We start from the raw sequence: 24095 nt of genomic DNA, 5'->3' as shown, positions 1-24095 counted from the left end.
CGCAACCAATTGTGGCTTGCGGTAATAAACAGGAGTACTATTGAGGTAGAAAAAAATCTTTATTGAAGTTGAGCATTTTTTTCTGTGGCAGAAATCAACATTAAACCTAACTACCAGCTAGAAATATAGCTACACAATCGACTTGATTAAACATCTAAAACTTGTGTTTATTTAAACAACTACCATTAACACATTAACTTTGAGCACACAAAATGAACGAACTAAAAGAGCGGAACGAAATAGTAAAAAAGCCAACTTACGTTAAAAAACATACTGAGGAAGATTATTCATACATTCCCGGTATAAGGGTGATAGGTCACGCATTTAACGTTTTTGGCGACCTTCAGGTTAGCTCTAGGGATCAATTATTTGATTTGGGTGCTAATGAATACAGGGAAGTTACAATAGCAGGAAAAATCTATCGTGTGCCAAAATATGTAAAGGTTAACGAGCAAGATCAATATGCAGAAACCGAAGATATAGTTACAGAGTCTAGACTAGAGTTTCAGAATAAATTTTCTTCATCAATGGGTGCATCAGGTACATATGGTGCTTTTAGCATGCAGTTCAATGCATACTTTAATCGTAATATTTCTGGGAGAACTAAGAATTACTACTCTTTATACTCAGAAATTCATCAAGACTTCACAATTGAACTAAATTTTGGATAGAAAGATCCATCGGAATTTTTAACGGAAAAAGCAAAGCAAGCTTTTGAAGAGGCCCACTCATCTAAAAATTACGACAAACTATTTGATGAGTGGGGTACCCACTACCCTAATCACGCTGTATTGGGTGGTCGATGTGATATTACTAGTTTAGCATCCCAGAAGTCTATTAGTACTATTTTTGAATTTGGTGCTGAAGTTAAGGCCGTGTACAACGCTATCTCTAATGCTGCTGAAGCGGAAGGGAAAGTGGATTACAAAGACGTTAGCGATGAATTTATGTCTTATGCTAGTTGGAATACTAGCTGTATAGGGGGTGATACTTCTAAAGCTGCACTTATTAAAGTAAATGGAGAAGCACTAAAGTCTTGGAGGGATACTGTACAGAGCTACCCGGATGTTATTGGATTTAGGTCATACAAAAATACTATGGAAAAAAATGACCTAGGTATAAATTCTCCATTGCAAGAAATTTGGCGGTTAGAGAAAGATGATAAAAAACAGGAGTTAATGAAAGAGCATTTTCAAAAATATATGGCTAAAATGTCAGTTAAGTTTCAGCTGAGGGGTGGAGCAGATGGGACTGTAAAAGAAGGAAATGTACACATTGGTGACAAAGTGTATAAGGCTGATTCTAATTTAGTCGGCTTATATGTCCTTACTCTGAATAGATTAACCCTTCTTGCTGACCCCGAAAAAGCTTCAGAGGATAGAAAGACTACTCGGCAATTCTTCACGTGGTACTATGAAAGTGAGCAGAAAAGACTAGCGAAATACTTAAATGGTCTAAATTCAGATAAGATTGTAATAATTGTTAGTTATGATTCTGGTTGGTCATCATATATCACCAGTGATTTAATATATGCATTTGAAAGATGCGGAGCAAATGATAAGATTTTGAAAGAACACGTTTTTGATTGGCGTCAACCATTTTGCATGATTGGTGTACCAGGGGATTTTGATGGAGGCGTTTATGAGTTGCATGATACGAGTGCTGATGGAGCGGCTATGATAGATGGACATTTAATGAAATCTGAAAGCGATATTAACTATTCAATTGAAATTGAGCGTGATTAACTTCTGCTAACCTACTTCTAAAAGCCACCCATTCCGTCTGGGTGGCTTTAACTTCTTCTTTTATTTGTAGTAGTTCAGACTTGATCCAACAGTTACCGGTTTTTCAGGAGGTGCTTTGTCAAGTTTAGTTTAATTAAATATCTATTTGATGGGTGTCTAGATATTCAAACAGATCTCCCCAGGTAAGAACATGGACTTTCACTACACAACTGCATCATTGACTCTACCCGTTAGATCACATGGCTTCGGTGCCCTTCGCCATCTCACCTCTAGGCTAAGCCTTATAGGATGTATCTGTCCGCCAGCTCGTAGCATTACTAGTGGACTCCTTCCCACAAAACCTCACGGTATTGCAGTTGCCATTCGCTAGTAGTTAGCTTTTGATGGAGCCCATTAAAAGGTGATCTCCCTACAGGGGACTCTCACCCCAATAGTCCACGCCCATGCTGGGTACATTTTGTTCGCCGCTATCGCGGTCGGACAGCTTACGCTACGCTTCACCCGCTGCAAATACGAACGTTAAATGATATGAGTGAGTCGACTTACAATGAATTCTTAGAGTTCCTATTCAACAGGAATGAATCTCTTGGTGAGTGGAGATGGGATATTGATTTGGATGAACCTAGAATCTCCGGAGAGTCATTGGTTTCTTATATTATTCGCATGTTTGATAATTATGACAATGATTTAGCACAGTACAGCGACTGACAGTTAGCGTTAGGATTAGAGTACGTTTTTAACAATACTTTCTCAGATCTATCTTTCTATTTAAGAGATGGTCCATCTTCTTTAGAAAAGCGACTGCAAGCTATACACTCGTTAAAGCACTTGTATTCAAAGTGTTTAAATTTGCGGTGCCGAGATTCTCTCGGACACCTTTCTGAGGAAGGAAATCCACTCAATAATTTTTGCTATATGCTTTGGGATACAACCCCCCTTAGCTACTGTGAGGAACTTCCTGATTCAGATGCTCTATATTCAGCTGTTGCTGAAGTCATGGAATATGCTTTATCGCTAGATAATCTTGCATGTATCGAAAGTGGTCTTCATGGATTGGGTCATCTAGAGCTTTACTACAAAGATGCCCAAAAAATAGTGGAAAAATTTATAAAGGATGCAAGAGTTAAAAATAGTAGACTGCTCGAATATGCAATAAATGCGGAATGTGGTTGTATTCAGTAAAACAATTAAATCCGGGGGCCGGTAGTATCTAACTACCGGCCCACACTCCATACGAGTCCGCAATGGGCGGTTCCCTATCCGTAATAAATCTCTACCTAACGATAGTGTTGAGCTGTTCTTCATTTGAGCTGAGTGTCATGGCAGTCCGCTACTTCTGAGTCAGCGGCCACGCCAACAACTTCGCAGCAGCAAGCTAAACAGATCTCTCCAGATAAGAACGTGAACTTTCACTACACAACTGCACCATTGGCTTTAGCTATTAGATCACCCGGATTAGGTGTCCTTGGCCTCCTTGCCTCCAGGCCAAGCCATATAAGATGCTCCTGTTCGCCAGCTCGTAGTCTTGCTAGCGACTTCCTCCCCACAGGACTCACGGTGTTGCAGTTGCCATTCGCAAGTAGTTAGCATTTAATGGCGCCCATTAAATGGTGATCTTCCTACGCGGGACTTTCACCCCATTAGTCCACGCCCATGATGGGTGTGCCAAATTTAAGAAAGCGGACAAATTACTAGGCCTTCGATTCCGTAATTTGCCGTTGCTAAGGGCGTTATGTGGAGCTAAGTTGGGGGCTTATTGAGAGATGTGGCGTAATTGACATTAGCTTAAAGAATCCCCTGACACTCACTGTAGCGCTACGACAAATTTACCAGACACAATAAGTTGTTTTTATGCAGCCTTTTAATACTCAATTTACCTTATCTAGAGATTACCTTGCCGAATGCTATGATCAGTCTCTACCCTATGGGAAAAATGTCAAGCCCAATTATCTTCTTCCTACATTATTATTATCTTCTGGTGTGGGATTACTGTTATTTACTGAGCAACCTAAGATCGCAAGTTGTACGTTAATTGCATTAGGCGCGCTGGAACTGATTCACATTCGATATCGACGAGCTTGGTGGTTAGCACGGCAGATGCTTGGGAAAAGTGCCGGTAGTGAAGTGAAGTTAACCATAGATAATGACGGAATCCAGACACAGAATCCTTATACGATAACAGTTCTGTCGTGGGCAGATATCGAGCGTATTATTGAAACCGATTTAGGGCTTATTTTGGTGGCTAAATCTGGGGGGCAGCAGTACTTATCTAAATCGTTATTACCTGCTGAATTAATTAATGAGATAGTTACCAAGATAAAGGGTAAACATTGATTTCAATAGAAATTAAAATCGTGCCTACAATGCAGATAATACAAAACATAAAAAGTTTCCCAAACGCGACGACCCTACGGGGCCGCCGCTTGGCAAGGCGTTAAGTTTCCAAAGAAGTTATGAGTCAGAATATTGAAATCATAGATCTAGGTTTTTCTGTTGCAGACGCCGAAGATATCACCTTCAAGTTTGATGGTACTGACCTCCTATTGGAATTTAATGATTGGCAAAAAAACCACATCACTATCAAGTGCGAGAATACGCTAGGGTTTAAATTTCAAAATGCAGAATACGAGATTTCTGAGTCTGAGCGCTTTGATTCTTGTCACACCGTACATGATTCTGAGTGGGTAAAAGAACATCTTAAGCTGGGTGAAGCCTGGGAAGGTGAAAATTGGATCCACTATAAATTAAACTTTAATGCAGCTGGTGTGGTCGAGGTTCTATGTTCCAAACTAGCCAAAACTTAAATCGGATAGCCGGTAGCTTCTAGCTACCGGCCCCACACCACCAATCGTGCGAGCCTGTAAAGGGCGACTCCCTATCCGTACGAGCCAACGATGGTCTCGATCAGCTCTTCATTTCAGTTGAGTATCATTGAAGTGCGCTACCTCAACTTTATTCGACTGGAAACATGTCGGTAGGTTAGCTCTGCCATTTAACTCATGGATTTAGATTTAAGCCTTCACCCTGCCCAAGGTATTAATCCTGGCATTAGGTTACTATGCCGTCGGCTGACTTCTTTTTAATCACCTCGACCATTAGTGACCGAGGCGTCGCCATGTCCCACCACTTTTTTCTATCCCCACGACGGTGGTTAGCGGCTTAGGCCTACTTATGACTCAGCAGCTATACTGACAGCTTCACAGCAGCCAGCTAAACAGATCTCCCCAGATAAGAACTTAAGCTTTCACTACACAACTGCATCATTGACTCTACCCGTTAGATCACCCAGCTTCGGCATCCTTATCCACCTCGCCTACGGACTAAGCCTTATAAGATGTTTCTGTTCGTCAGCTCGTAGTTTTACTAGCGGCTTCCTCCCCACAAGGCCTCGCGGTATTGTAGTTGCCATTCGATAGCAGTTAGCATCTAATGGGCCCCATTAGTTCCCACCCATACGGGGAGCACCAAGCAGCAGCACGTAAGCCCAGCAAAAAAATGGGCAGGACGGCCTACACGCCGCTTCGCTCTGTTTCGGCCTCCCATGTGCTGGGCGTATGTGTAAATATGATTAAGAAACCTTTTTCGTGATGGTGATAACGAAAATAGGTAATAGCAATCACCCAAGAAGAGTCATATTTAGTATGAGTACAGGTACAGTAAAGTGGTTCAACGGTGACAAAGGTTTTGGTTTTATTACTCCAGATGATGGAAGCAAAGATCTATTTGTTCACCATTCTGAAATTCAAATGAGTGGTTTCAAATCTCTGGATGAAGGGCAAAAAGTAGAATATGTTGTGGGGCAAGGGCAAAAAGGACCGTGCGCCAACAATGTAAAGTTGCTGTAAGATAGTTAACAGCATAAATCGGGTAGCCGGTAGTTTCTAGCTACCGGCCCCCACGCCACCCATCGTGCAGGTCCTCAATGGGTGGTTCCCTATTCATAATGAATATCTACCCAACGATAGTGTCGAGCAGCTCTTCATTTGAGCTAAGTATCATGGCAATGCGCTACTTCTGAGTCACCGGCCACGCCGACAACTTCATAGCGGCAAGTTGAACAGATCTTCCCAGATAGGAACGCGGACTTTCGTTACACAACTGCATCATTTACTCTGCCCGTTGATCACCCGGCTTCGGTATCCTTGGCCACTTAGCCTCCAGACTAAGCCTTACAAGATGTTTCTGATAGACAGCTCGTAGTTTTGCTAATGGCTTGTCCCCACAACACCTCGCAGTATTGCAGTTGCCAATCGCTGGTAGTTAGCATTTAATGGCGCCCATTAAACGGTGATCTTCCTACAGGGAACTTTCATCCCACTAGTTCACGCCCATACTGGGCGCACCAAGTCAATTAACTTCGCACTTTAGCGGCCAACAGCTTACAGTCCGCTTCGCTACTTTTCAGCTGCGGGTTATTGACGCGCTATGGATAAGTTGGTAATTGAGTAAGAGATGACAATAGAAAAATATCAAGAAGAAAAAGAGATATTACGAAACTTGAATAAATGAGAAAGCCTGTGGGGCATGTTGATAGCCACACTGATTGGAATTTTTCCAACATTAGCAGTCTTCTATGCTGCGCCGGAGTTATTTGTTTCTGTTTTAGGATGGGTTATTCCAGGGGTAGTCCTCGGAGGTTTTGTTAAGCTGGCAATTAGCGCCCATAGTATTAAGCTTAGGCTTATCCCTGCTGGGTTAATATTTCTACTTGGACCGTTATTGCTATTTGTAACAGGAAATCCATTTACTTTTTTCATTGGCCTAATGAACATGTTTATAGTTATAACAATTACAAGGCCAAGATTATCAAAAGATCAAGAGCGGGCACTCTGGCTTCAACGACAGGGAAAGCTCCGGCCATAACATGCAGCTGTATTCTAACCCCCGAAAGTTGAGCCGGGCGTAAAATCTGAGGAGAAAAAAATGAGATGTATTTTAATAGCACTGTCACTGGTATTTTTTCTAGCTGGTTGCGTAGCCTCTATCCCAAAGGAAGATCTTGAGAGATCAGCATTTATTAGGGCAGGCTCAACCAATATTTGGTCAATAACAAGCGGCGGTTCAACGGTTTCTTTGACTGCCATTGATGGCCTACCTGCAAATACAAAAAATGGCCCTATAGCAGTCAGCCCAGGTAAACATACAATTACTATGTCGTGCGCAGGCAATGAAAATGATTTTGAGCTAACCGTCAGAGCTGGTGAAATATACGAGTATACCTATGGTGTTGGTGGGCCAAAGGGGTGTTTTGGTGGGCTCATCAAGGTTAATTGATCTAAATCCGGTAGCTTCTAGTTACCGGCCCCCACACCACCTATCGTGCGAGTCCGCAATCGGCAGCTCCCTATCCTTACAAGCGTACGATAGTCTCAAACAGCTCTTCAATTGAGTTGAGTATCATGGCAGTGCGATACCTCAACTTTATCCAACTGAAAACGTATCGGTAGGCTAGCCCTGTCTTTTAGAGCGAGGATTTAGGATTGAGGCCTTGACCGTATCCAAGGTATTAATCTAGGCACTTAGCTACTATGCCGTCGGCTGACCTCTGTTTAATCACCTTGGCCATTACTGACCGAGGCTCTGCTGTGTTCGCCACTTATTCTCTATTCCCGTGATGTCAGCTAACGGGTTGGGCTGACAGCTTCGCAGCAGCAAGTGAAACAGATCCCTCCAGATAGGAGCGTGATCTTTCACTCCACAACTGCATCATTAATTCTACCTGTTAGATCACCCGGCTTCGGTATCCTTGGCCACCTCGCCTCCAAGCTAAGCCTTTGAGGATGTTTCTATTTGTCAGCTGGTAGTTTTGCTAGTGACCTCCTCCCCATAAGACCTCGCGGTGTTGCAGTTGCCATTCGCTAGTAGTTAGCATTTAATGGAATCCACTAAATGGTGATCCTCCTACATGGGACTTTCACCCCAATTAGTCCACGCTCATACTGGGCGTATCAAGTGGCTGCACGGGATAAATTTTAGCTGTCACTTTTTAAGCGAAATTACACACAAACCGCTATCAAAATTTGCTCGGTGGTCGGGCGTTATAATTATAAGGGAGATTCTAATTGATAAAATTCCTAAAATATTTTGCCAGCTTTGTTGTCCTTGGTGGGATCGCATTTATAGTCGCCTACAACCATAATCTATATGTTTGGGAGCAACCAAGTAGAAGCATGTGGATTAGCAATGGTAGCTTATTTGATGGTACTGGTACGTTGCCCATTGAGAACCCTGGAATCCTTGTAGAGGATGGTAAAATTTCATGTCTGGGAGATACTTGTGAAGTACCAATAGATGCTATTCAAGTTGATGCAGCAGGTAAATCAATTGTACCTGGCCTCATAGAGCTTCACGGTCATTTTTTCAGTGGTAAAGCTGATTCTAGTGAGAGCAGCTTACCTGTAATGATTTGGAATTCGATCCGATTGCAACCAGATGTTAGGCGGAAGCTGATCGAATCAGGTATTACAAGTTATCGCTCCGTCGGCGATCCCAGCTCGGGAATTTATAAGCTAAAAAAATCACTTGACGACCAGGAGGTCGCTGGACCACATATGTTTATTGCAGGGCCTATATTTACTGCTCCTGGTGGACATCCGGTTCAAAGAATACCAAATCGGATGATCGAGCAAATGGTCGTGCAATCCGATGATCCAAAATATGTAAAGGAGAAAATCGCTGCTCTGGTTGAGCAAGGCATTGACGGTATTAAAGCCGTCTATCAGGGCCATACAAATGAACAAGGCGAAATCACGTTACCACGCATCTCAAAGGAAACCTTGCAGACTATTACAACGGAAGCTCGCAAGCATGGTCTTTGGGTTGCGGTACACACAGGCTCTCCACAAGAAACTAATGAAGCTATTAAAGCTGGAATAACTACCATTGAGCATGGTGTGCGACATGGCAATCTCATTAGCCCAGAAACAATGCAATTAATTGTCGAGCACAATATAGTTTATGTGCCAACTTTAGGTCGAGAACCCAAGGGACACCTGAATATACCGGCCCTACACGAGGCTGGAGTTCAATTTGGTGTTGGCACTGATACACAAGGCAAAATGATTGTTGGTGACAGCTACCACAATGAATTGTCACGCATGGTTGATGCTGGACTACCTGATGCGAAAGCGCTTATAGCCGCCACTAGAAATGGTGCCGAAGCTTTAGGGTTAATTGATCAAATGGGGACCATTGAAGTTGGTAAATCTGCTGATCTACTACTTGTCGATGGTCAGCCTTGGAGTGATATTCGTGACCTTAAAAATATCAAGATGGTCGTTCTATCAGGACGAATTGCGTTGGATAAACGTGAACTGACATCGATATAAATACCCTGATCCCCCGTTAACGATTTATAAATCGGGTAGCCGGTAGTTTTTATCTACCGGTCCTCACACCACCCATCGTGCGGGCCCGCAATGGACGGCTCGCTATCGGTAATGAGTATCTACCCAGCGATCACGCAACGATATCATTTACTCTACCCTTTTGATCATATAGCTTCGGTGTCCTTGGCCACCTCACCTCCAGGCTAAGCCATACAGGATGTTTCTATTCGTCAGCTCGTAGTTTTGCTAGCAGCTTCGTTCCCATAAGACCTCGCGGCGTTGCAGTTGCCATCCGCTAGTAGTTAGCATTTAATGGGCCCATTCAGCGGTGATCTTCCTAAAGGGGATTAGTCCACGCCCATACTGCCCGTACCAAGGCCAAGCTGCATCACCCCTTCGGGCCTGGACCTCACTACGCTCGGCCGCTGTTGGCGGCATTGGAGTTTCTGCTCATCGGAGATAGGGAATGTCAACGAGAAAAATCTCTAAATATTATGACTCAACAGAACACAGTGATACTCGAGAAGATTTAATTTTTGCTCTTAGCGAAGTAAAAGGAAGAAAGGTTGCTGTTGATTGTGGCTGTGGAGCAGGATCAGATATCGCTTATTTGCGCGGTAAAGATTTCACAGTTCATGCCTTTGATATCGAAAATGAATCTATATCTAGATGTCGTAAACGATTCAAACATGATGAGCAGGTTATTCTATCAAAGGATAGCTTTAATACCTTTAACTATCCTGAGTCCTCGCTGGTAGTTGCTGATGCCAGTCTTTTCTTTTGTCCTGAAAAAGATTTTAAGTCAGTTTGGCTGAAAATAACTAACTCTTTGACAGAGGGTGGAATCTTTTGTGGTTCATTCCTAGGACCGAAAGACACAATGGCTGGGCCTGAGTATGATAAGGACGCATTTTGGAGTGATACTCTAGTTATGAATGAATCGAAGATAAGAAAACATCTCAGTAACTTTGAGCTATTAAAGTGGACTGAACATGACCTTTCAGGAGAAACTGCAGATGGTACACCGCATCATTGGCATATATTCTCCATCGTAGCGAAAAAAAAACCTAAATCGGGTAGCCGGTAGTTTCTAGCCCCCCATGCCACCCATCGTGCGGCTCCGCAATTGGCTGTTCCCTATCCGTAATGAATCTCCGTTTTACTAGCGGCTTCCTCTCCATAAGATCTTACAATGCTGCAGTTGCCATTCGCTAGTAGTTAGCATTTAATGGAACGGTAATCTTCCTACAGTGGGCTATAACTCCATTAGTCCATGCCCATGCCCATGCCCATGCTAGGTGTACCAATTGGCTGTTGGACTCAGCATTATGTGCTTCGTCATCGCGCCAGGTGTTAAACACACGCAAGATTAGGAGCCCTCTCCGTTTTATCGCGGCTGCTGAACCCGATAATTGATAGAGGAAAGAATAATGGATGATTTAAGAAGCAGGGCTGCGAGAAGATCCAAGACCAAAGCTAAGCCCCATAAGAATAGTGCTAGAACTGAAAAGCCATGGATTTCGGAGAAAAACTGGAAGTTGATGTATACACGCTCTGAAAAGCTTCGTAGAGCTCAGCAATTAGGGATCGAGTACCCCAATCGAACTATGCTTCAAATCCTAAATACTGAGCTTCCTGAGAAAGATTAAGATATGCGAAATCTCCTATTCATATGTAGCCGGAATCAGTGGCGTAGTCCTACAGCTGAAGCCATTTGGAGAAAACACCCTGATTTCAACGCTAAATCTGCTGGTACCAGCCCGCGAGCTAAAAAAACAGTCAGTTCAGCGGATGTTCGCTGGGCTGACGTGATATTCGTCATGGAACAAAAGCATAAAAATAGGCTAATAGCAGAATTCTCTAGAATGCTGGATCATAAGCCAGTTCATGTCTTAGATATTCCAGATGAATACAAGTACATGGACCCGGAGTTAGTTCAAGAATTAGAATCCATTGTTGGGGCGTACTTGGAGAGTTAGTGCCGAGGTTCAGTCCTTAACAAATTTAGGTAAGCTGAAAAATTACTACACCTGCGGTTCTGCAATTTCCCTTTGCTAAAAACATTAGGTGCGTAATATCGATAACCTATTTGAGACACAATAATGAAGAAACTCAAAAACGAAAAAGAGTTAGTGAAAAAGGCTATAGCACTCGGTACTGCATATGGAACCAAGCGAGGAGTTGTCGAGTTCGAAGCTACCGATTCAGCTCACGAGAAACTCGAATATATTTACCGTCTTTTAGTTCACGATAAAGTAATTCAACCGCTTCCAGAAGACAAGATATCACAGAAGGCAATCATGCATAGGCTGGCAATTTGGGCTTCAAAGTACTGAGCGCTCTGATAGGGTTTTCAACTAAATCAGGTAGCCACTAGTTTCTAGCGAACCGCCCGGTTCATGCCGCCATCAGATAAGATACTTTGCCCATTGATGTATCGGGCTTCATGTGAAGCAAGAAAGACACAAGTCTGCCCGATTTCTTCGAACGTGGCAGTGCGCTGTGCGGGTATGGATCTGCGGGCAAACTCCGACAGGTTTACGTTTTCACAGAAGCCCGGCATTAAATTATTCATGCGAATATTGTATCTTGCATAACGATCACCATAGAGCTTGGCAAAACTGTGTAAAGCGCCACGCAGCATGCTCATCGGATAAGGCGCTCTCGGCTCAACCGTGTTCATTGAAGAAATATTGACGAATGCCCCTCCTCCCTGCTCGATATAAATCGGCGTGACGATACGGGCAAGCTTGACAACATTGAGCACGTACATATCGAGGCTTTCATGCCAGAGATCATCACTTAGCTCGAGTAGGGGGCCGTTGAAATCAGGATCGAACCCTACTGTTTTAATTTCTTCCGGCACCCCGCCACCATGGCCCATATTGCTAACGACGGCGTCGATACGGCCATAGGTTTGCATCGTGTCGTCGACCATTGCTTGCAGATCTGCGGTTTCGAGAACCGAACCCTGCCGCCCTATACCACCTAATTCCTTGGCCAGTTCAACACTGCGGTTGGAAGGGGACATCAACGAGACTTTGTAACCCGCCTTAGCCATTTCGCGGGCGCAGCCGGCACCAATTCCCTGACCAGTTCCAGTCATAATAGCAACTCTTGTTTCGGACATTACGCTATCCTCTAGTGCAAATAATTCATGGGTGGAGATCAATATACGATCTTTAAAATCGGTAGAAAAAGGATATAATTACATGCACTTATGAGTTTAATTCATACCAAAACACGATCTTTACCATCTTTGGCCGGCTTGCGTGGGTTTGAGGCTGCGGCAAGGCATATGAGTTTTACCGATGCTGCGAAGGAGTTGAGCGTTACGCAAACGGCGATCAGTCACCAAGTGAGAAATTTGGAGTCGAGACTGGGTGTAAAACTGTTCCATCGTACGGGAAAGTCGATTTCTCTTACCGATGCCGGGAAAAAACTGTTATCCGAAGCCAGTGCATGTTTTGATCGACTCGAAAATACGCTCCACCTCATCAAAGCCGAGAGTCAATCTCCAGTGGTAACCGTGAGCGTAACCCCCAGCTTTGCCAGCAAATGGTTAATACAGCGGTTAGGTAACTTCTGGAGAGCCTACCCTGATATACAGTTGAATGTTCACCATACCCTGGCTCTCGCCAATTTCACTAACGATGGCGTCGATATTTCCATTCGAGCTGGTGACGGAAACTGGCAAGGTTCAGTGACCAGGCTTTCGTTGCTGCTCGATTTAAGCCCGATTTGCCACCCTTCGCTGCTTAACGGCAAAAATCCTTTGAAAGTGCCTTCCGACCTCAAGCATCAAACTTTGCTGCATGAAGATAATTTTGACGATTGGGCATCGTGGCTCAAAGCAGCCGGGGTCGACGATGTCGATCCGCGATCAGGTAGCGTCATGAATGATAGTAACTCTCTCGCAATTGCAGTCGAAAACTGCCAAGGCGTTGCGCTGGGCCGAATATCGCTAATCGAGGATGACTTAAAATCTGGAAGAATCGTAAAACCATTCGATGTAAGTATTGATTCCAACTTTTCTTATTATCTTGTCTGCCCATACGAAAAACTTGATACTCCTGGAGTACAGGCTTTTCGTAACTTTATACTCAGCGAGGTAAATCAAGCTGTTCAACGCAAGCCCGGAGAGGGATAAGGTATCGCTCAACAACAATCAATTAGCTGGACATGGCAAAGCTTTACCGGTAACCCCAAACGTTAATGGCTTCATGCAAATTGGAATTGGATTGATAATTCGGAATACATAATTGTGGCATCCAACTTTTAGATAGTTTGTAGTTACTGCAAGTACCTATCTAAACCTTAACTTCCACTTTCAAAAAAATTTTCTGAAAACTGGCACCAAAGTTTCATTCAAGTACTCTTCTTTTAAGTCAATAAGCCCTACGACCTTGCTACCCCATCATAGAGTGCCAATAAGAGTTAATTGGCGGGAAAAGTATGGTATTTTCCCCTGTGAATTTATATGGCAGTGGCCAGCCAACGTAGGCTGCTAAAAGCAAGTAGGTTATTCAGGGCACTCCATCTATAACTAGGCAAGACAAAGTCGCCTAACCGTAGGCTGGGATGAGCTGTCTGCTCACCCTTTTGACGATTCTTGCTGGCAACATTGAGTGCCATTAAGCCCTAAATTATGATTACTTACTATTTAGAAATGAAGCCAAAAAGTAAACTTATTTCTAAACCCCGCCCACAGGATACCGAAATTGTAGAAGCTAAAATGAAATATTTCAGATTCGATAAATTCCACTATCAATTAATTGGAGAAAGTTAGAGCTGGAATAATAAACTGTCTCAGACGAGTGATGAATGGAGGTCTTACGCAGAAGTAAATAACCTCAGAAGTTAAGTGGCTCACATTAAAGGCTGTATCGCTGGATACTATATGCTTCAGTATCAAAGCAATGGGAATGTTGAATTAGTGTACTTTGGCTTAGTTTCAGATTTTATAGGTAAAGGATATGGTGGTTATCTGATATGCCATGCTATACAGTCAGTATGGTTATATCCGCGAGTATCAAGAGTATCGGTTCATACTTGTACTTTAGATCACCCTAGTGCTCTTAGTAACTACAAAGTCCGAGGCTTCAGTGTATATAGTGGAGTTCACAATTAACAAGCAGCCCTAGCAAGTTCCATCCGTACAAAACGCGTCCTTTACTAGACTCCCTATTTATTACACCGGTCATCTTTTAGTTGGATGTTATCTTTCTCTATGACTAGCGACCTAGGAGAAATATCTGAATCGTTGACCTAAAAAGTATCATCCACAATTGCTATTACAACTACATTCTTATCCAACTCCAGAACAAATTTGGCTCGCTAGATTGAAGTTCCGACCTGAGGGAGATGATCTTATCTGCTTGCTTGAGGGGGATTTCCTCGAGCATAGCAAAGTTCTTGCCGAAGATATTAGAAGTCGCGTCATGGCGTAGCTGTGAGGCTCGTTAGTAATTTTGTACTAGTAAGTTTCTTCTAATTACTGAAACTGAGCTAGGTAAGGCAACGTGGAAAACTATCGAAGAGTTTCTCGATCACTACTAGAAGTATCTTTCGGAGTTTACGACCTATGAAATCACAAAAGAAATATTGCAATTCATGGCAGCAAGGGCGCTTCGGGTCGTAAGCAGCTCCTCTGATTGTTCAGCCGGACGGTAGTAATCCCAGAATAGTATTTATCACGTATAAGGAAAGATTACTTAGCTGCATGTAATAACTACCCTTGTTTAAACTGCAAGTAGATCATCTTGCATCTCCCTAAATAACTCATTTGGTCACCACCGTCCTCAACTCACTCATGCCTTACTATTCAGACAATCGATTTCAATTGAACCGGCTAATCTGTTACTTTATTAAAGGAAAATACTGTCGAATGACGCTTTTTATATTCCTATTAACCCGGTTCTCACAAGGTGAATATGGGTAAGTACAAACACATCAGCCTCTCAGCAATCCGAAATCGTTTTATGACCGACCAGTTCAAGACCATTTACGTATTTTAATACGTTTTGAATTCTACTTTGAAAGCTCACCATATAACTAATCGCCGCTTCAGCTAGCAAGTCTGAGCATTTACCCGCTACCTAACAATAATTGTAAATAACGTCTTGCGTTCAACCGTAGCCATCAAAGCTCTACTGCATCCCTTCCTTATAATGGTATCTCACCCATTCGATCTACCCGATCAACTGTAGTTGGTCGCTCATCTATGCTTGCACTTTTCATGATTTTTTCACGTCGAACATACTAACCGTAACGATTGAAGTAGGATATGCTTCAATCCTAAGATGCTTGTAAAAGTCTCAGCCACTGTTCCAATCTAAGAAAATTAGCTGATAGATCGTCTTATGATGTAACGACAGCCCCATACATCTCTTTTAATGGTGTACAACCTGATGAGAGCATACTGCTTTCTGAGTAGATCATCTATTTGTTGTCACACCCATTTAGTCACGTCTGTACTTTATACACTTACTAGCATCTTAAGTCTGCAAGCCTATATGTTTGCCCTGGGTGGTGTCCTCACAAGCCTGTTTTGCCCCGCAGCTCTCTACTTAACGTCTAAGGATGCCTCTCTAACAATTTAGCTATTACTTCCTGTAAGTGTCCGGCTTTTCTTAGGCTGTAAATCTGGTATCGTTCGTTATCGCTCGGTTCGCAGTAGCTCATCAATACATTTCTCTTAGACGGGGGAGGTGTCGAATCTACCAGATGAACCGTCCTTACCAATTGCACTTATTGTCTGGAACCAGGTAAGAAAAATGATGATGATCAGATTTTTTTTGTTGTTTATTTTGGTGATTTTTTCGCCGCTGTCTGTATATGCAAAAGACCTTAATAAGGGGCTTTTGTATCTGTCGGCGAACGGAAGCCCCGGGCAAGTTAGAAAAATTATTAAGCAAGGCGCGGACCCAAATCATGTCGATGAAAATGGAGTCACGGCATTGTCATTGGCTTCATATTATGGCATGGAAAGCAATGTAAAAGTCCTCATCAAGGCAGGGGCAGAGGTAAACTTTCTGAATGATGGAGAACTAGGAGCCTTGGGCGTGGCTATTAATCAGAGTAAAAATGAAGTGGTGGAAATTTTACTAAAAGCCGGCGCACGTCCTAATCATTCTCGTCTATTACTATCACCAATGTACACGGCTATGAAGGCCGACAATCTGAAGGCCGCTCAATTACTTCTGGACTCTGGAGTTGAGTTAAATACTAGGGAGGTTTCTGATGATGAAAGCCAGTATGTACTCCACTTTGGCCTTGAGATTATGCTAGATGAGGAGATTTCTGACGAAATGGCTTCTTTACTACTAAAGAATGGGTTGGAATTGCAAGAGTTCCTGGATAAAAAAGAAACACTACCAGTTCTAAAATATCTTATCAGCGAGAATAATAACCTCGGCCTACGCAGAGCGCTTAGCTGGGGGTTGAATCCAAATGTCACTTTTGAGGATGGCTCTACACCGCTGCATTTTGCAATTAGAGACTTTGACACTTACAGCCTCGAAATTCTTCTTAGCTGCAAGGAGATAGAAAATGCTCCAGATAAATACGGTATAACCCCATTAGGCTTGGCACGGGCTGAATACTTTGAAGAAGCTGTAAAGATGCTGGAGAATCGATTTCAGTAAATTTCAGTGTGAATTTGTGGAATATAAATGGAACGCAAATCGTCACTGTTCAATTAGGGGCTCTGATGCCTACAAATATAGATGGGAGTGGTCCTTGCCCCTATAATTGATGACCAAACAGCCGCTCTAGAGTTAGTACCAACCAGAATTCTAGAGTTAATTGGTAAAGGTGACACAGACAGAGGAGATACTGGGCCAAAAGCTAAGAGCCCACACCTTACTACCTTGCGGAGGGCGTTTAACAAAATTTCTACTGTTAAAGATTGTTGAATTTCCTATGTTTTAGATGCACTTAAAACTGCAATCAAACTCGAAGGTATGGCTGGTAAAGAAGGTAGTGGGAGCCCAGTGTTAATAAACGAAGACCAAGAATGGAAACTAGCGGGTGTAGTTGCTTGGGATTCAAGCGAAAGAGATTTACGTACCTATCACGGGGGGCTACGGAGATACAGGCTATAACGTCCGTGCGTCATATTACATCAACTGAATAGAAAATGCGATCTCCTCTCGTGCACTTGAGCAAGATTAATAAAGGGTAACAAACCATTACATTGAAATTATTCAAAGCTATGCATCTATTTATATCGGTTCGTTTCGGTCCCGTTTTGGCATGATCAGTGCCTCACTAATTGATCGCGCCTGAATGTGGTGTTAAGTATAAGACTTACCCACGTTTGGTAGACATCCTGTATAGTTAGGTTTTGGTCTAACATGGATTTGCACCTTGGATAAAAACTCAATTGTATGCTTTGAGGTTGTACATTAAATGTTTCTTCGCTTCTTTCTTGGTTATTTAATTTTAGGAATCTGCTTACCATTACATGCTGAAATTTACAAGTGGATTGATGAGAATGGAAAAGTTCACTTTGGTGATCGTAAGCTTAATGAAATAGACCAGGAGGTCCTTGTTTTAGATGAGTTTAAATCTGAATGGTCACCATTTGATATCAGCGTTAAATCGATGGGTGTAAATATTACGCCAGAAGAGCATAAACATATTGTGGACGGGGTAAATTATATTTATGAATTTTTTGATCGAGTTCTGTATTTTGATATGTATAAAACTGTACCAGTTAACATATTGATACTCAAGGATAAAAAAGAGTACAGAAAATATTTAATAAAAAACAATCGTAGTAATTTAACTTCATCTTATGGCGTTTATTTCCCAAAGGAAAATCAAATAATTGTCTACATTAGAGAAGACAGAAAAGGTACCTTCAGAACAATAAGACATGAAGTGAGTCACGCAATAGTTGATACAATTATGCCATACGCTCCTGCTTGGCTAAATGAAGGATTGGCAGAACAAATGGAGACATTAGGTCGAAAAAAATCAGGGCTTTACATTGCGCCCCATAAAGGCAATAGGGAGATCGTAGATCGAGCAGAAAGAAATAGGAATTTAACCAATATTTCTGTATTCTTAAAACTACCAAGTAGTGAGTGGCGCCACACGTTAACGAATAAGGAAAAGAGCTTACAAAGTCAAGCAGGTCAATTCGTTTATTTCTTACTCTCTACACCGCCAAATCGTAGCTTTGTCATTCGATTAATGCATGAGTTCGAGCGAGGAAATCGTAAATTATCTTATTATCTTGTCAACGATAATTATATTGGAGGAGCTAAGGCGCTAGAGGTTACATGGCAAAATTGGATAAAGAATCAAAGTAAAGACATAATTGAGTTTCTTTAACTAAACTCCTACAGCTAGCTACATAACAAGTGGGTATGGTTGTTCATCAAAATTTAAACCATACTTTCACTTTAATAGACATTACTTTTTACCGGGACATCCAGGATTATTAGCTACTTTCTCAGGCAAACAATAAGGGCAACCTTTCTAGGTTTATCAACCTCCAACAGTCGCTTATACATCAGCAATAATTTGGGATAATGTTGTATGGCCGACATGATATAGGGAAACAGAACCGTATATACGCGATGCCTTCCCTCTCAAATGTATCGTTCACTATGAAAGCTACTGCTATCACGGTTCATTGGCACGATACTTATAAGTGCTAAAGTTTCCTTACCGTTCAATTTTCCAATCTGTAAGTTCGCTCGCCGATATGTAAGCCTATACATTGCGGAATCCTTTGGTGATTAGCAAAAGCCATGCCTTTTTCGCCATTCATAAACACAGTAAACAAGTTTGTCCGGCAGCTTTTCGGTTCCTTGTAATCCTTTCTTAATACTGTTTAGACAGGATTTAGAATTATCCATTAAGATGATTTAGGCAATAAATTATTCACGGATTTTATTCTTATTAAAGGCTATTCTTCAGAGTTTTCAGAGACAAGTGTAGAGTCGAATTTATTGACATTTATTCAAGGGCTGGCAATGATAAAACATAGCTAGATTAAACAAACTTACGCAACTGATCGTCAGGCTGGGCGACCAATACTATACTCTGCCCGCCCTTACTGACAAAGTTATATGTTATTATGAAGAAACTGCTAGTTTCCCTAATGCCTATCAACGCCATTGCGCATAACAGAAAATTTAGCATTCCCGGCTTCAATGAGTGGCATTGATCAAACAGTTCGATTGACCTTGTCTGTATTGCTTTTCCGCCATCTTTCGCGAAGTCTTAAAGCATGTCAGATGACGCCGTTTTTCTCAGTGACACGTCATTAGCATCTCCCATGGAGATATACTCCTGTTGATTGCTAATTTTTTCAGATCAATCAACTAGATGCGCCTATATCTCTATCTAATACACCATAACTGGTCATATCTTATTGGTCTCTGATATTCCTCTTTGCGTTGGAGAGACATTATTGCTGTCTTCCTCATCTGAAAAATCAAGGCGAGTCAGTTTCGTATTCAAGGTTATAACAACCGCTAAAACGGCCAATAGGACAGTAGCTGGTAAAGCGGTGCTGAGCGCTTGCCCGGCCAGTAGGTGCGATCCCGAAGCCCCGATCAGAGCTATCGAGAAGCCTGCATATCCCCACTGTTTAAGTGTTTTGAACTTTGGTTGAAGAATTGCAATCGCGCCAATCAAATAGGCGGTTCCTAAGATTTTCAACAAATAAAGCGGGTAGCCTAAATCAACCGTTGCCTGAACAATGGCTTCCTGTCCTGTTAGTTTGGCCATGCCTGATATCATCATCAGCACCGCGAACATAGATGAGACCACGTAAAAGATGACTACCTGTTTTCTCATGAAGGGAACCCTATTTCGTTAAATGACGAGCACAGACTAGCTGTTCTCTTGTTGCAGTTATATAGACAAAAAGGCAAACTTCCATTGCATGAATGCAACGTCAGGGTAATGTCATGGATTGGAACGATTTGAAGGTCGTTATCGCGCTTGCAGAGAAAGGAACCTTAAAGGCGGCTTCTAGGCAGTTGAATGTTAATTCAACCACTGTTTGGAGGCGGATCCAGCAGCTTGAAAGCGATCTTTCAACGCAGCTATTTATTGTTAGTCGTCGCGGCTACCAACTGACTGAGGCGGGGCGAACTGTTTTGGATAGTGCCAAACGAATGGAGTCATTGGCCGATGGCATCCTCATTCAAAGTTCTCTGCAACATGATAAAGTTCAAGGTTTAATTCGTGTTACCGCACCCTCAACAATGGCAACGACCACTTTGCCCGAGTGGGTTAGTGAATTCCGGAGGTCATTCCCCGACGTTGAGTTTGAGATCCTTGAAAGTGAGCAGGCTCTGGATATCGAGCATCGCGATGCGGACATTGCCATTAGGGCAAGTCATACAGCACCGGAAAACCTTATTGCACGTAAAATGAGAGATGTAAACTTAAGCATCTATGCTTCTGAAGACTTTTTGAAAGTTAGTGGGTATAACGCTCCTTTCAAGTTGTCCGAAATTGAACGCTTAACAGCTATTGACTACGTGCACTTAGACAACCCAGCAGTGCACTGGTATCAGAAACGAATTAAACACAACGCTAAATCCATACATTGTAATTCTATCACTACAGCATTGAACGCTGCGCTTAATGATCAAGGGATAGCCTTGTTACCAACTGATGACTCATACGTTCTAGTTGAACTCTATCAACTGGACGCTAAGTACAACTCATCTTTGTGGATTCTTGCTAATAAGGATCTGAGAAACACAGCACGTATCAAGGCTTTTTGGGATTTCTTAATTACTAAAATGGAAAATTATAAAGTTCAATGATTTGCATGTTCCTATGCATGGAACTATCAGGGGGAGATAAAATCCTATGTATGACGATATGTTACAACACCAAAGGTTCCTCTATCTCTTCTTCATTCTCTTGTCATCTTATTTTTCCGCCTCAAGTCCAAACCTGACTATGCAATTTACGCTTAATAGGTTTCTGATAATTCCCTGTTTATGCGGGCTTTGATAGGCTGGCTATCAAACAATATGTTACAAATCAAGGGCTTCGGTTACCATTGAATATGGGCTTTAATTTCCCGCTAACAAAAAGGAATTCAGTATAAGAATCAGGCAAGAACAACCATACAAAGCCAAGCACGATCGCAAGAACAAGTATTTGTTGGACCACCACCATTTTGCAGCCATGCTCCATATTGATTGGCGCTTGCTGTACAAGCAAGAATTTGGAATTATCAAGCAATGTCAGGAATACTAGAACTAGAGCGTCTTTTGAGCAAAATGAATCCCGAACTTATTGAAGATGAATTTGTATTTTGCACTGTTTCAGGCTCACTAGCTCAATATATTGAATGGAACCCACTTGCGAGCTTCAACGAAAAAGAAGGATTAACACTTGTCTTAACAAAAGGTATCGCAAGCCGTGAGGGGTTGCAGTTTAAGAATACTTATAAGCAAATAACTTTAACCGTACATTCTAGTTTAGAGGCTGTTGGATTAATAGCCGCTGTTTCAAACAAACTGGCTTCTAAGGGTATTAGCGCAAATGTAATTGCAGCATACTTCCATGACCATATTTTTGTACAATCAGAAAAAGCAAAGGAAGCGTTAATTGCATTGAAAGAAGTCGGCAAAAACGGCTTATAAGTGCTCCAACAAGGGCATATACTGGCTGACTACTACGCTGCGTGTCAGATTTTGACCACCTCGTATATGCCTATTAAGCAGATGTTAAGATTTTAGGAATGAGAAAGTATGGCAAAGGAAATTGAGCGGAAGTTCTTAGTAGATAAAAAGGCTATTGCTTCTTTTACAGGTGGAAAGAGAATCAAACAAGCCTATGTAAGTACGAAGTCCAAAGCTGTAGTCAGAGTTCGCGTAACCGGAGATCATGCATATCTAACATTGAAAGGTGAAAGTAAAGGAATTACACGGACTGAGTTTGAGTATCCAATACCCTTTGAAGACGCAAATGAAATGATTACTGAGCTATGTGATGGTCCCCTCATAGATAAAACGAGGTTCATAGTAGAGTACGAAAAACACACTTGGGAAATAGATATCTTTCATGGGGATAATGACGGCTTGATTGTTGCTGAGGTCGAGATGCAAAGTGAATCTGAGAATGTGAAGTTGCCGGAGTGGATTGATAAAGAGGTTACTGGAGATCCAAAATATTACAATTCCAATTTATTAGATTTTCCATTTAAAGATTGGGACAAATCATAACTAGAACGTGCACAACATTGACACATGCTTCGCTGAGCTAATCACAAAATAAATTCTGTATTTTCCTCGGCTCATCGAGGCATCATGAGTAAATCACTATGAATCCAGCCATAGAAGGGTTCCGTAGGTACAAACTTCAATTTAACGCAAGCGATATGTATCTTGTTAGAAATACCGAAAAGAATTGGATAAATGTACTTGCTTGGCCAAACTACCTCTCCCATGAGAAATGGAAAGTCCCATACAGAACCGCAAGTGGAGTACGCTATGATGGCATTATTAGGTGTCAGACAAGCCAATGACACCGCACTCTAAGTCCAGCACTGCGTAACCCTAAAAACTTCAATCTGCTTTTGATCAGAGGAATAGTTTAAGAACTATAGGACCCTCCTTCACCTTCTGAAAACTGGCGCACATTTTCATTTATTCAGCTGTCGCAAGACATTACATAACCCTACCGAATAAAAAGTATATACATAAGAATTAAACGTTCCTTCGCACCACTGGCGCTATCTCCCGCAACGATTTATAAATCAGACAAGCGAATGGGATTACCGACAACTAAAAAATTTCGCAGAAAAGCAATAATCGTTTTTCAAATTATCTCTTCTTGCGTGAGAGCACCCTCAAAATCAGAATTCTTGATTTGCCCTTTTACTGCAAGACCAGTGATTGATACGGGCTTCGCCCGCAGAAACATGGGAGAGCGAAGTTGAATTACCCGGATCAGTTCACTCCTCAGATTTGGCCATTGATTGTTTATTGCCTGGCCGTATTTGCCCTAATTACCTTAATGCTCAGCCTTTCCTATTTTCTCGGTCAAAAACGCAGAGATCCGGCTACCGATGAGCCCTATGAGTCAGGTATTGTTTCCCAGGGCAATGCGCGCCTGCGCCTCTCTGTCGCCTATTACCTTGTTGCCATCCTATTTATCGTCTTCGACCTGGAGGCGATTTACCTGTTTAGCTGGTCCATCGCATTTTATGAAACTGGCCTGCTCGGGTTTATCGAGGCGACCGTATTTATCGTGATACTGCTGGTGGGGCTTATTTATCTGTGGCGCCTGGGTGCACTTGACTGGGGCGGATACCAGAAGAGTTTGGAGAAACGCCAAAAACCCCGATAACAACAATGAGAATTCATAATGCGCTGGAAGCTGAGCAAAGCCGACGACCTGATTGCCACTGAACGCGGTAATCCTTCTGAAGAAATAAGCACTCAAGATTTAGAAAAAAATATTCTCCTTACCAAACTCGAAGAGCTGGTTTCCTGGGGTCGTTCAAATTCCCTATGGCCATTTAACTTCGGGTTGTCCTGTTGCTATGTAGAAATGGCCACGGCCTTCACCAGCCGCCACGACATCTCCCGCTTTGGCGCTGAGGTCATCCGTGCAACCCCGCGACAAGCGGATTTAATTGTAATTTCAGGGACAGTTTTCCTGAAAATGGCACCAGTGGTACAGCGACTCTACGAGCAAATGATCGAACCCCGTTGGGTCATCTCCATGGGTTCCTGCGCAAATTCCGGCGGTATGTACGATATCTACAGTGTGGTTCAGGGAGTCGATAAGTTTCTCCCGGTCGATGTTTATGTGCCCGGCTGTCCACCACGCCCAGAGGCTCTACTGCAGGGATTGACCTTGCTGCAAAAGTCGGTGGCTGCGGAGAGACGAGCCTTCAGCTGGGTTGTGGATGATCAAGGAACTCACAAGGTTCCAAAGCCCAGTCAGCGTGATCTCCATAGGGAGGAACGTATGAAAGCTGACATGCTACGTGCGCCCGACAGTGTTTAGGCTTCATGGAATAAGA

22 protein-coding genes and 1 pseudogene are annotated in these 24095 nt (G+C 42.5%); 21 read left to right on the top strand and 2 right to left on the bottom strand.

Going from position 1 to position 24095, the window contains the following annotated elements; genetic code table 11:
* Positions 1-212 precede the first annotated feature (212 nt).
* From ACJJI4_RS02140 to ACJJI4_RS02080, 13 genes and pseudogenes are all read left to right on the top strand, one after another.
* Positions 213-671 (top strand): hypothetical protein, encoded by a 459-nt coding sequence (locus ACJJI4_RS02140; RefSeq protein ID WP_444926889.1) that lies wholly within the window; start codon positions 213-215, stop codon positions 669-671.
* A gap of 69 nt (positions 672-740) precedes the next feature.
* Positions 741-1193, top strand: a pseudogene (locus tag ACJJI4_RS02135) (MAC/perforin domain-containing protein); the annotation flags it as partial.
* On the top strand, positions 1179-1745 hold the full coding sequence (locus ACJJI4_RS02130) for an interleukin-like EMT inducer domain-containing protein (RefSeq protein WP_507021926.1): 567 nt from the start codon (positions 1179-1181) through the stop codon (positions 1743-1745). The pseudogene ACJJI4_RS02135 and the gene ACJJI4_RS02130, both read left to right, overlap by 15 nt.
* 915 nt (positions 1746-2660) lie before the next feature.
* Positions 2661-2927 carry a hypothetical protein gene (locus tag ACJJI4_RS02125; protein ID WP_444926888.1) on the top strand — a complete coding sequence of 89 codons (267 nt, stop codon included), beginning with the start codon at positions 2661-2663 and terminating at the stop codon, positions 2925-2927.
* A 669-nt stretch (positions 2928-3596) separates the two neighbouring features.
* A complete protein-coding gene (locus ACJJI4_RS02120; protein ID WP_444926887.1) occupies positions 3597-4079 on the top strand; it encodes a YcxB family protein in 483 nt (160 codons plus the stop codon).
* A gap of 119 nt (positions 4080-4198) precedes the next feature.
* Entirely contained in the window at positions 4199-4549 is a 351-nt protein-coding gene (locus ACJJI4_RS02115; RefSeq protein WP_444926886.1) for a hypothetical protein, read from the top strand.
* An 837-nt stretch (positions 4550-5386) separates the two neighbouring features.
* Complete coding sequence (locus ACJJI4_RS02110; protein ID WP_444919221.1) at positions 5387-5590, top strand: cold-shock protein; 204 nt, start codon at positions 5387-5389, stop codon at positions 5588-5590.
* A 679-nt stretch (positions 5591-6269) separates the two neighbouring features.
* Positions 6270-6608 (top strand): hypothetical protein, encoded by a 339-nt coding sequence (locus tag ACJJI4_RS02105; protein WP_444926885.1) that lies wholly within the window; start codon positions 6270-6272, stop codon positions 6606-6608.
* A 60-nt stretch (positions 6609-6668) separates the two neighbouring features.
* Positions 6669-7019, top strand: coding sequence for a hypothetical protein (locus tag ACJJI4_RS02100; protein WP_444926884.1), 351 nt, complete (start codon positions 6669-6671; stop codon positions 7017-7019).
* A gap of 788 nt (positions 7020-7807) precedes the next feature.
* A complete protein-coding gene (locus tag ACJJI4_RS02095; protein ID WP_444926883.1) occupies positions 7808-9073 on the top strand; it encodes an amidohydrolase family protein in 1266 nt (421 codons plus the stop codon).
* Between the two features lie 466 nt (positions 9074-9539).
* Positions 9540-10160 carry a class I SAM-dependent methyltransferase gene (locus tag ACJJI4_RS02090; RefSeq protein ID WP_444926882.1) on the top strand — a complete coding sequence of 207 codons (621 nt, stop codon included), beginning with the start codon at positions 9540-9542 and terminating at the stop codon, positions 10158-10160.
* A 343-nt stretch (positions 10161-10503) separates the two neighbouring features.
* Positions 10504-10722, top strand: a complete 219-nt coding sequence (locus ACJJI4_RS02085; RefSeq protein WP_444926881.1) for a hypothetical protein — start codon at positions 10504-10506, stop codon at positions 10720-10722.
* A gap of 453 nt (positions 10723-11175) precedes the next feature.
* Positions 11176-11409 (top strand): DUF5062 family protein, encoded by a 234-nt coding sequence (locus tag ACJJI4_RS02080; RefSeq protein ID WP_413664607.1) that lies wholly within the window; start codon positions 11176-11178, stop codon positions 11407-11409.
* Between the two features lie 44 nt (positions 11410-11453).
* Here the strand turns inward: ACJJI4_RS02080 and ACJJI4_RS02075 are convergent, their stop codons facing one another.
* On the bottom strand, positions 11454-12203 hold the full coding sequence (locus ACJJI4_RS02075) for an SDR family oxidoreductase (RefSeq protein ID WP_444895008.1): 750 nt from the start codon (positions 12201-12203) through the stop codon (positions 11454-11456).
* Between the two features lie 90 nt (positions 12204-12293).
* Between ACJJI4_RS02075 and gcvA the strand changes: the two genes are divergently transcribed.
* From gcvA to ACJJI4_RS02060, 3 genes are all read left to right on the top strand, one after another.
* A complete protein-coding gene (gcvA, locus tag ACJJI4_RS02070; RefSeq protein WP_444926880.1) occupies positions 12294-13223 on the top strand; it encodes a transcriptional regulator GcvA in 930 nt (309 codons plus the stop codon).
* 2626 nt (positions 13224-15849) lie between these two features.
* Complete coding sequence (locus ACJJI4_RS02065) at positions 15850-16719, top strand: ankyrin repeat domain-containing protein (protein WP_444919213.1); 870 nt, start codon at positions 15850-15852, stop codon at positions 16717-16719.
* Between the two features lie 766 nt (positions 16720-17485).
* Positions 17486-18415 (top strand): DUF4124 domain-containing protein, encoded by a 930-nt coding sequence (locus tag ACJJI4_RS02060; protein WP_444919212.1) that lies wholly within the window; start codon positions 17486-17488, stop codon positions 18413-18415.
* 1038 nt (positions 18416-19453) lie between these two features.
* On the opposite strand, the gene ACJJI4_RS02055 is transcribed toward ACJJI4_RS02060, so the two are convergent.
* Entirely contained in the window at positions 19454-19891 is a 438-nt protein-coding gene (locus ACJJI4_RS02055) for a DoxX family protein (RefSeq protein ID WP_444919211.1), read from the bottom strand.
* 113 nt (positions 19892-20004) lie between these two features.
* Between ACJJI4_RS02055 and ACJJI4_RS02050 the strand changes: the two genes are divergently transcribed.
* From ACJJI4_RS02050 to ACJJI4_RS02030, 5 genes are all read left to right on the top strand, one after another.
* A complete protein-coding gene (locus tag ACJJI4_RS02050; RefSeq protein ID WP_444919210.1) occupies positions 20005-20874 on the top strand; it encodes a LysR family transcriptional regulator in 870 nt (289 codons plus the stop codon).
* Between the two features lie 426 nt (positions 20875-21300).
* Positions 21301-21705, top strand: coding sequence for an ACT domain-containing protein (locus ACJJI4_RS02045; protein WP_444926879.1), 405 nt, complete (start codon positions 21301-21303; stop codon positions 21703-21705).
* Between the two features lie 108 nt (positions 21706-21813).
* Positions 21814-22287 (top strand): CYTH domain-containing protein, encoded by a 474-nt coding sequence (locus tag ACJJI4_RS02040; protein WP_444926878.1) that lies wholly within the window; start codon positions 21814-21816, stop codon positions 22285-22287.
* A 712-nt stretch (positions 22288-22999) separates the two neighbouring features.
* Positions 23000-23413, top strand: coding sequence for an NADH-quinone oxidoreductase subunit A (gene ndhC, locus ACJJI4_RS02035; protein WP_282934024.1), 414 nt, complete (start codon positions 23000-23002; stop codon positions 23411-23413).
* 18 nt (positions 23414-23431) lie between these two features.
* Entirely contained in the window at positions 23432-24079 is a 648-nt protein-coding gene (locus tag ACJJI4_RS02030) for an NADH-quinone oxidoreductase subunit B (RefSeq protein ID WP_413664591.1), read from the top strand.
* Positions 24080-24095 lie beyond the last annotated feature (16 nt).

This window comes from Microbulbifer maximicatervae (SeqCode) (assembly GCF_052467305.1).
This window is presented reverse-complemented; position numbering and strand designations above follow the sequence as displayed.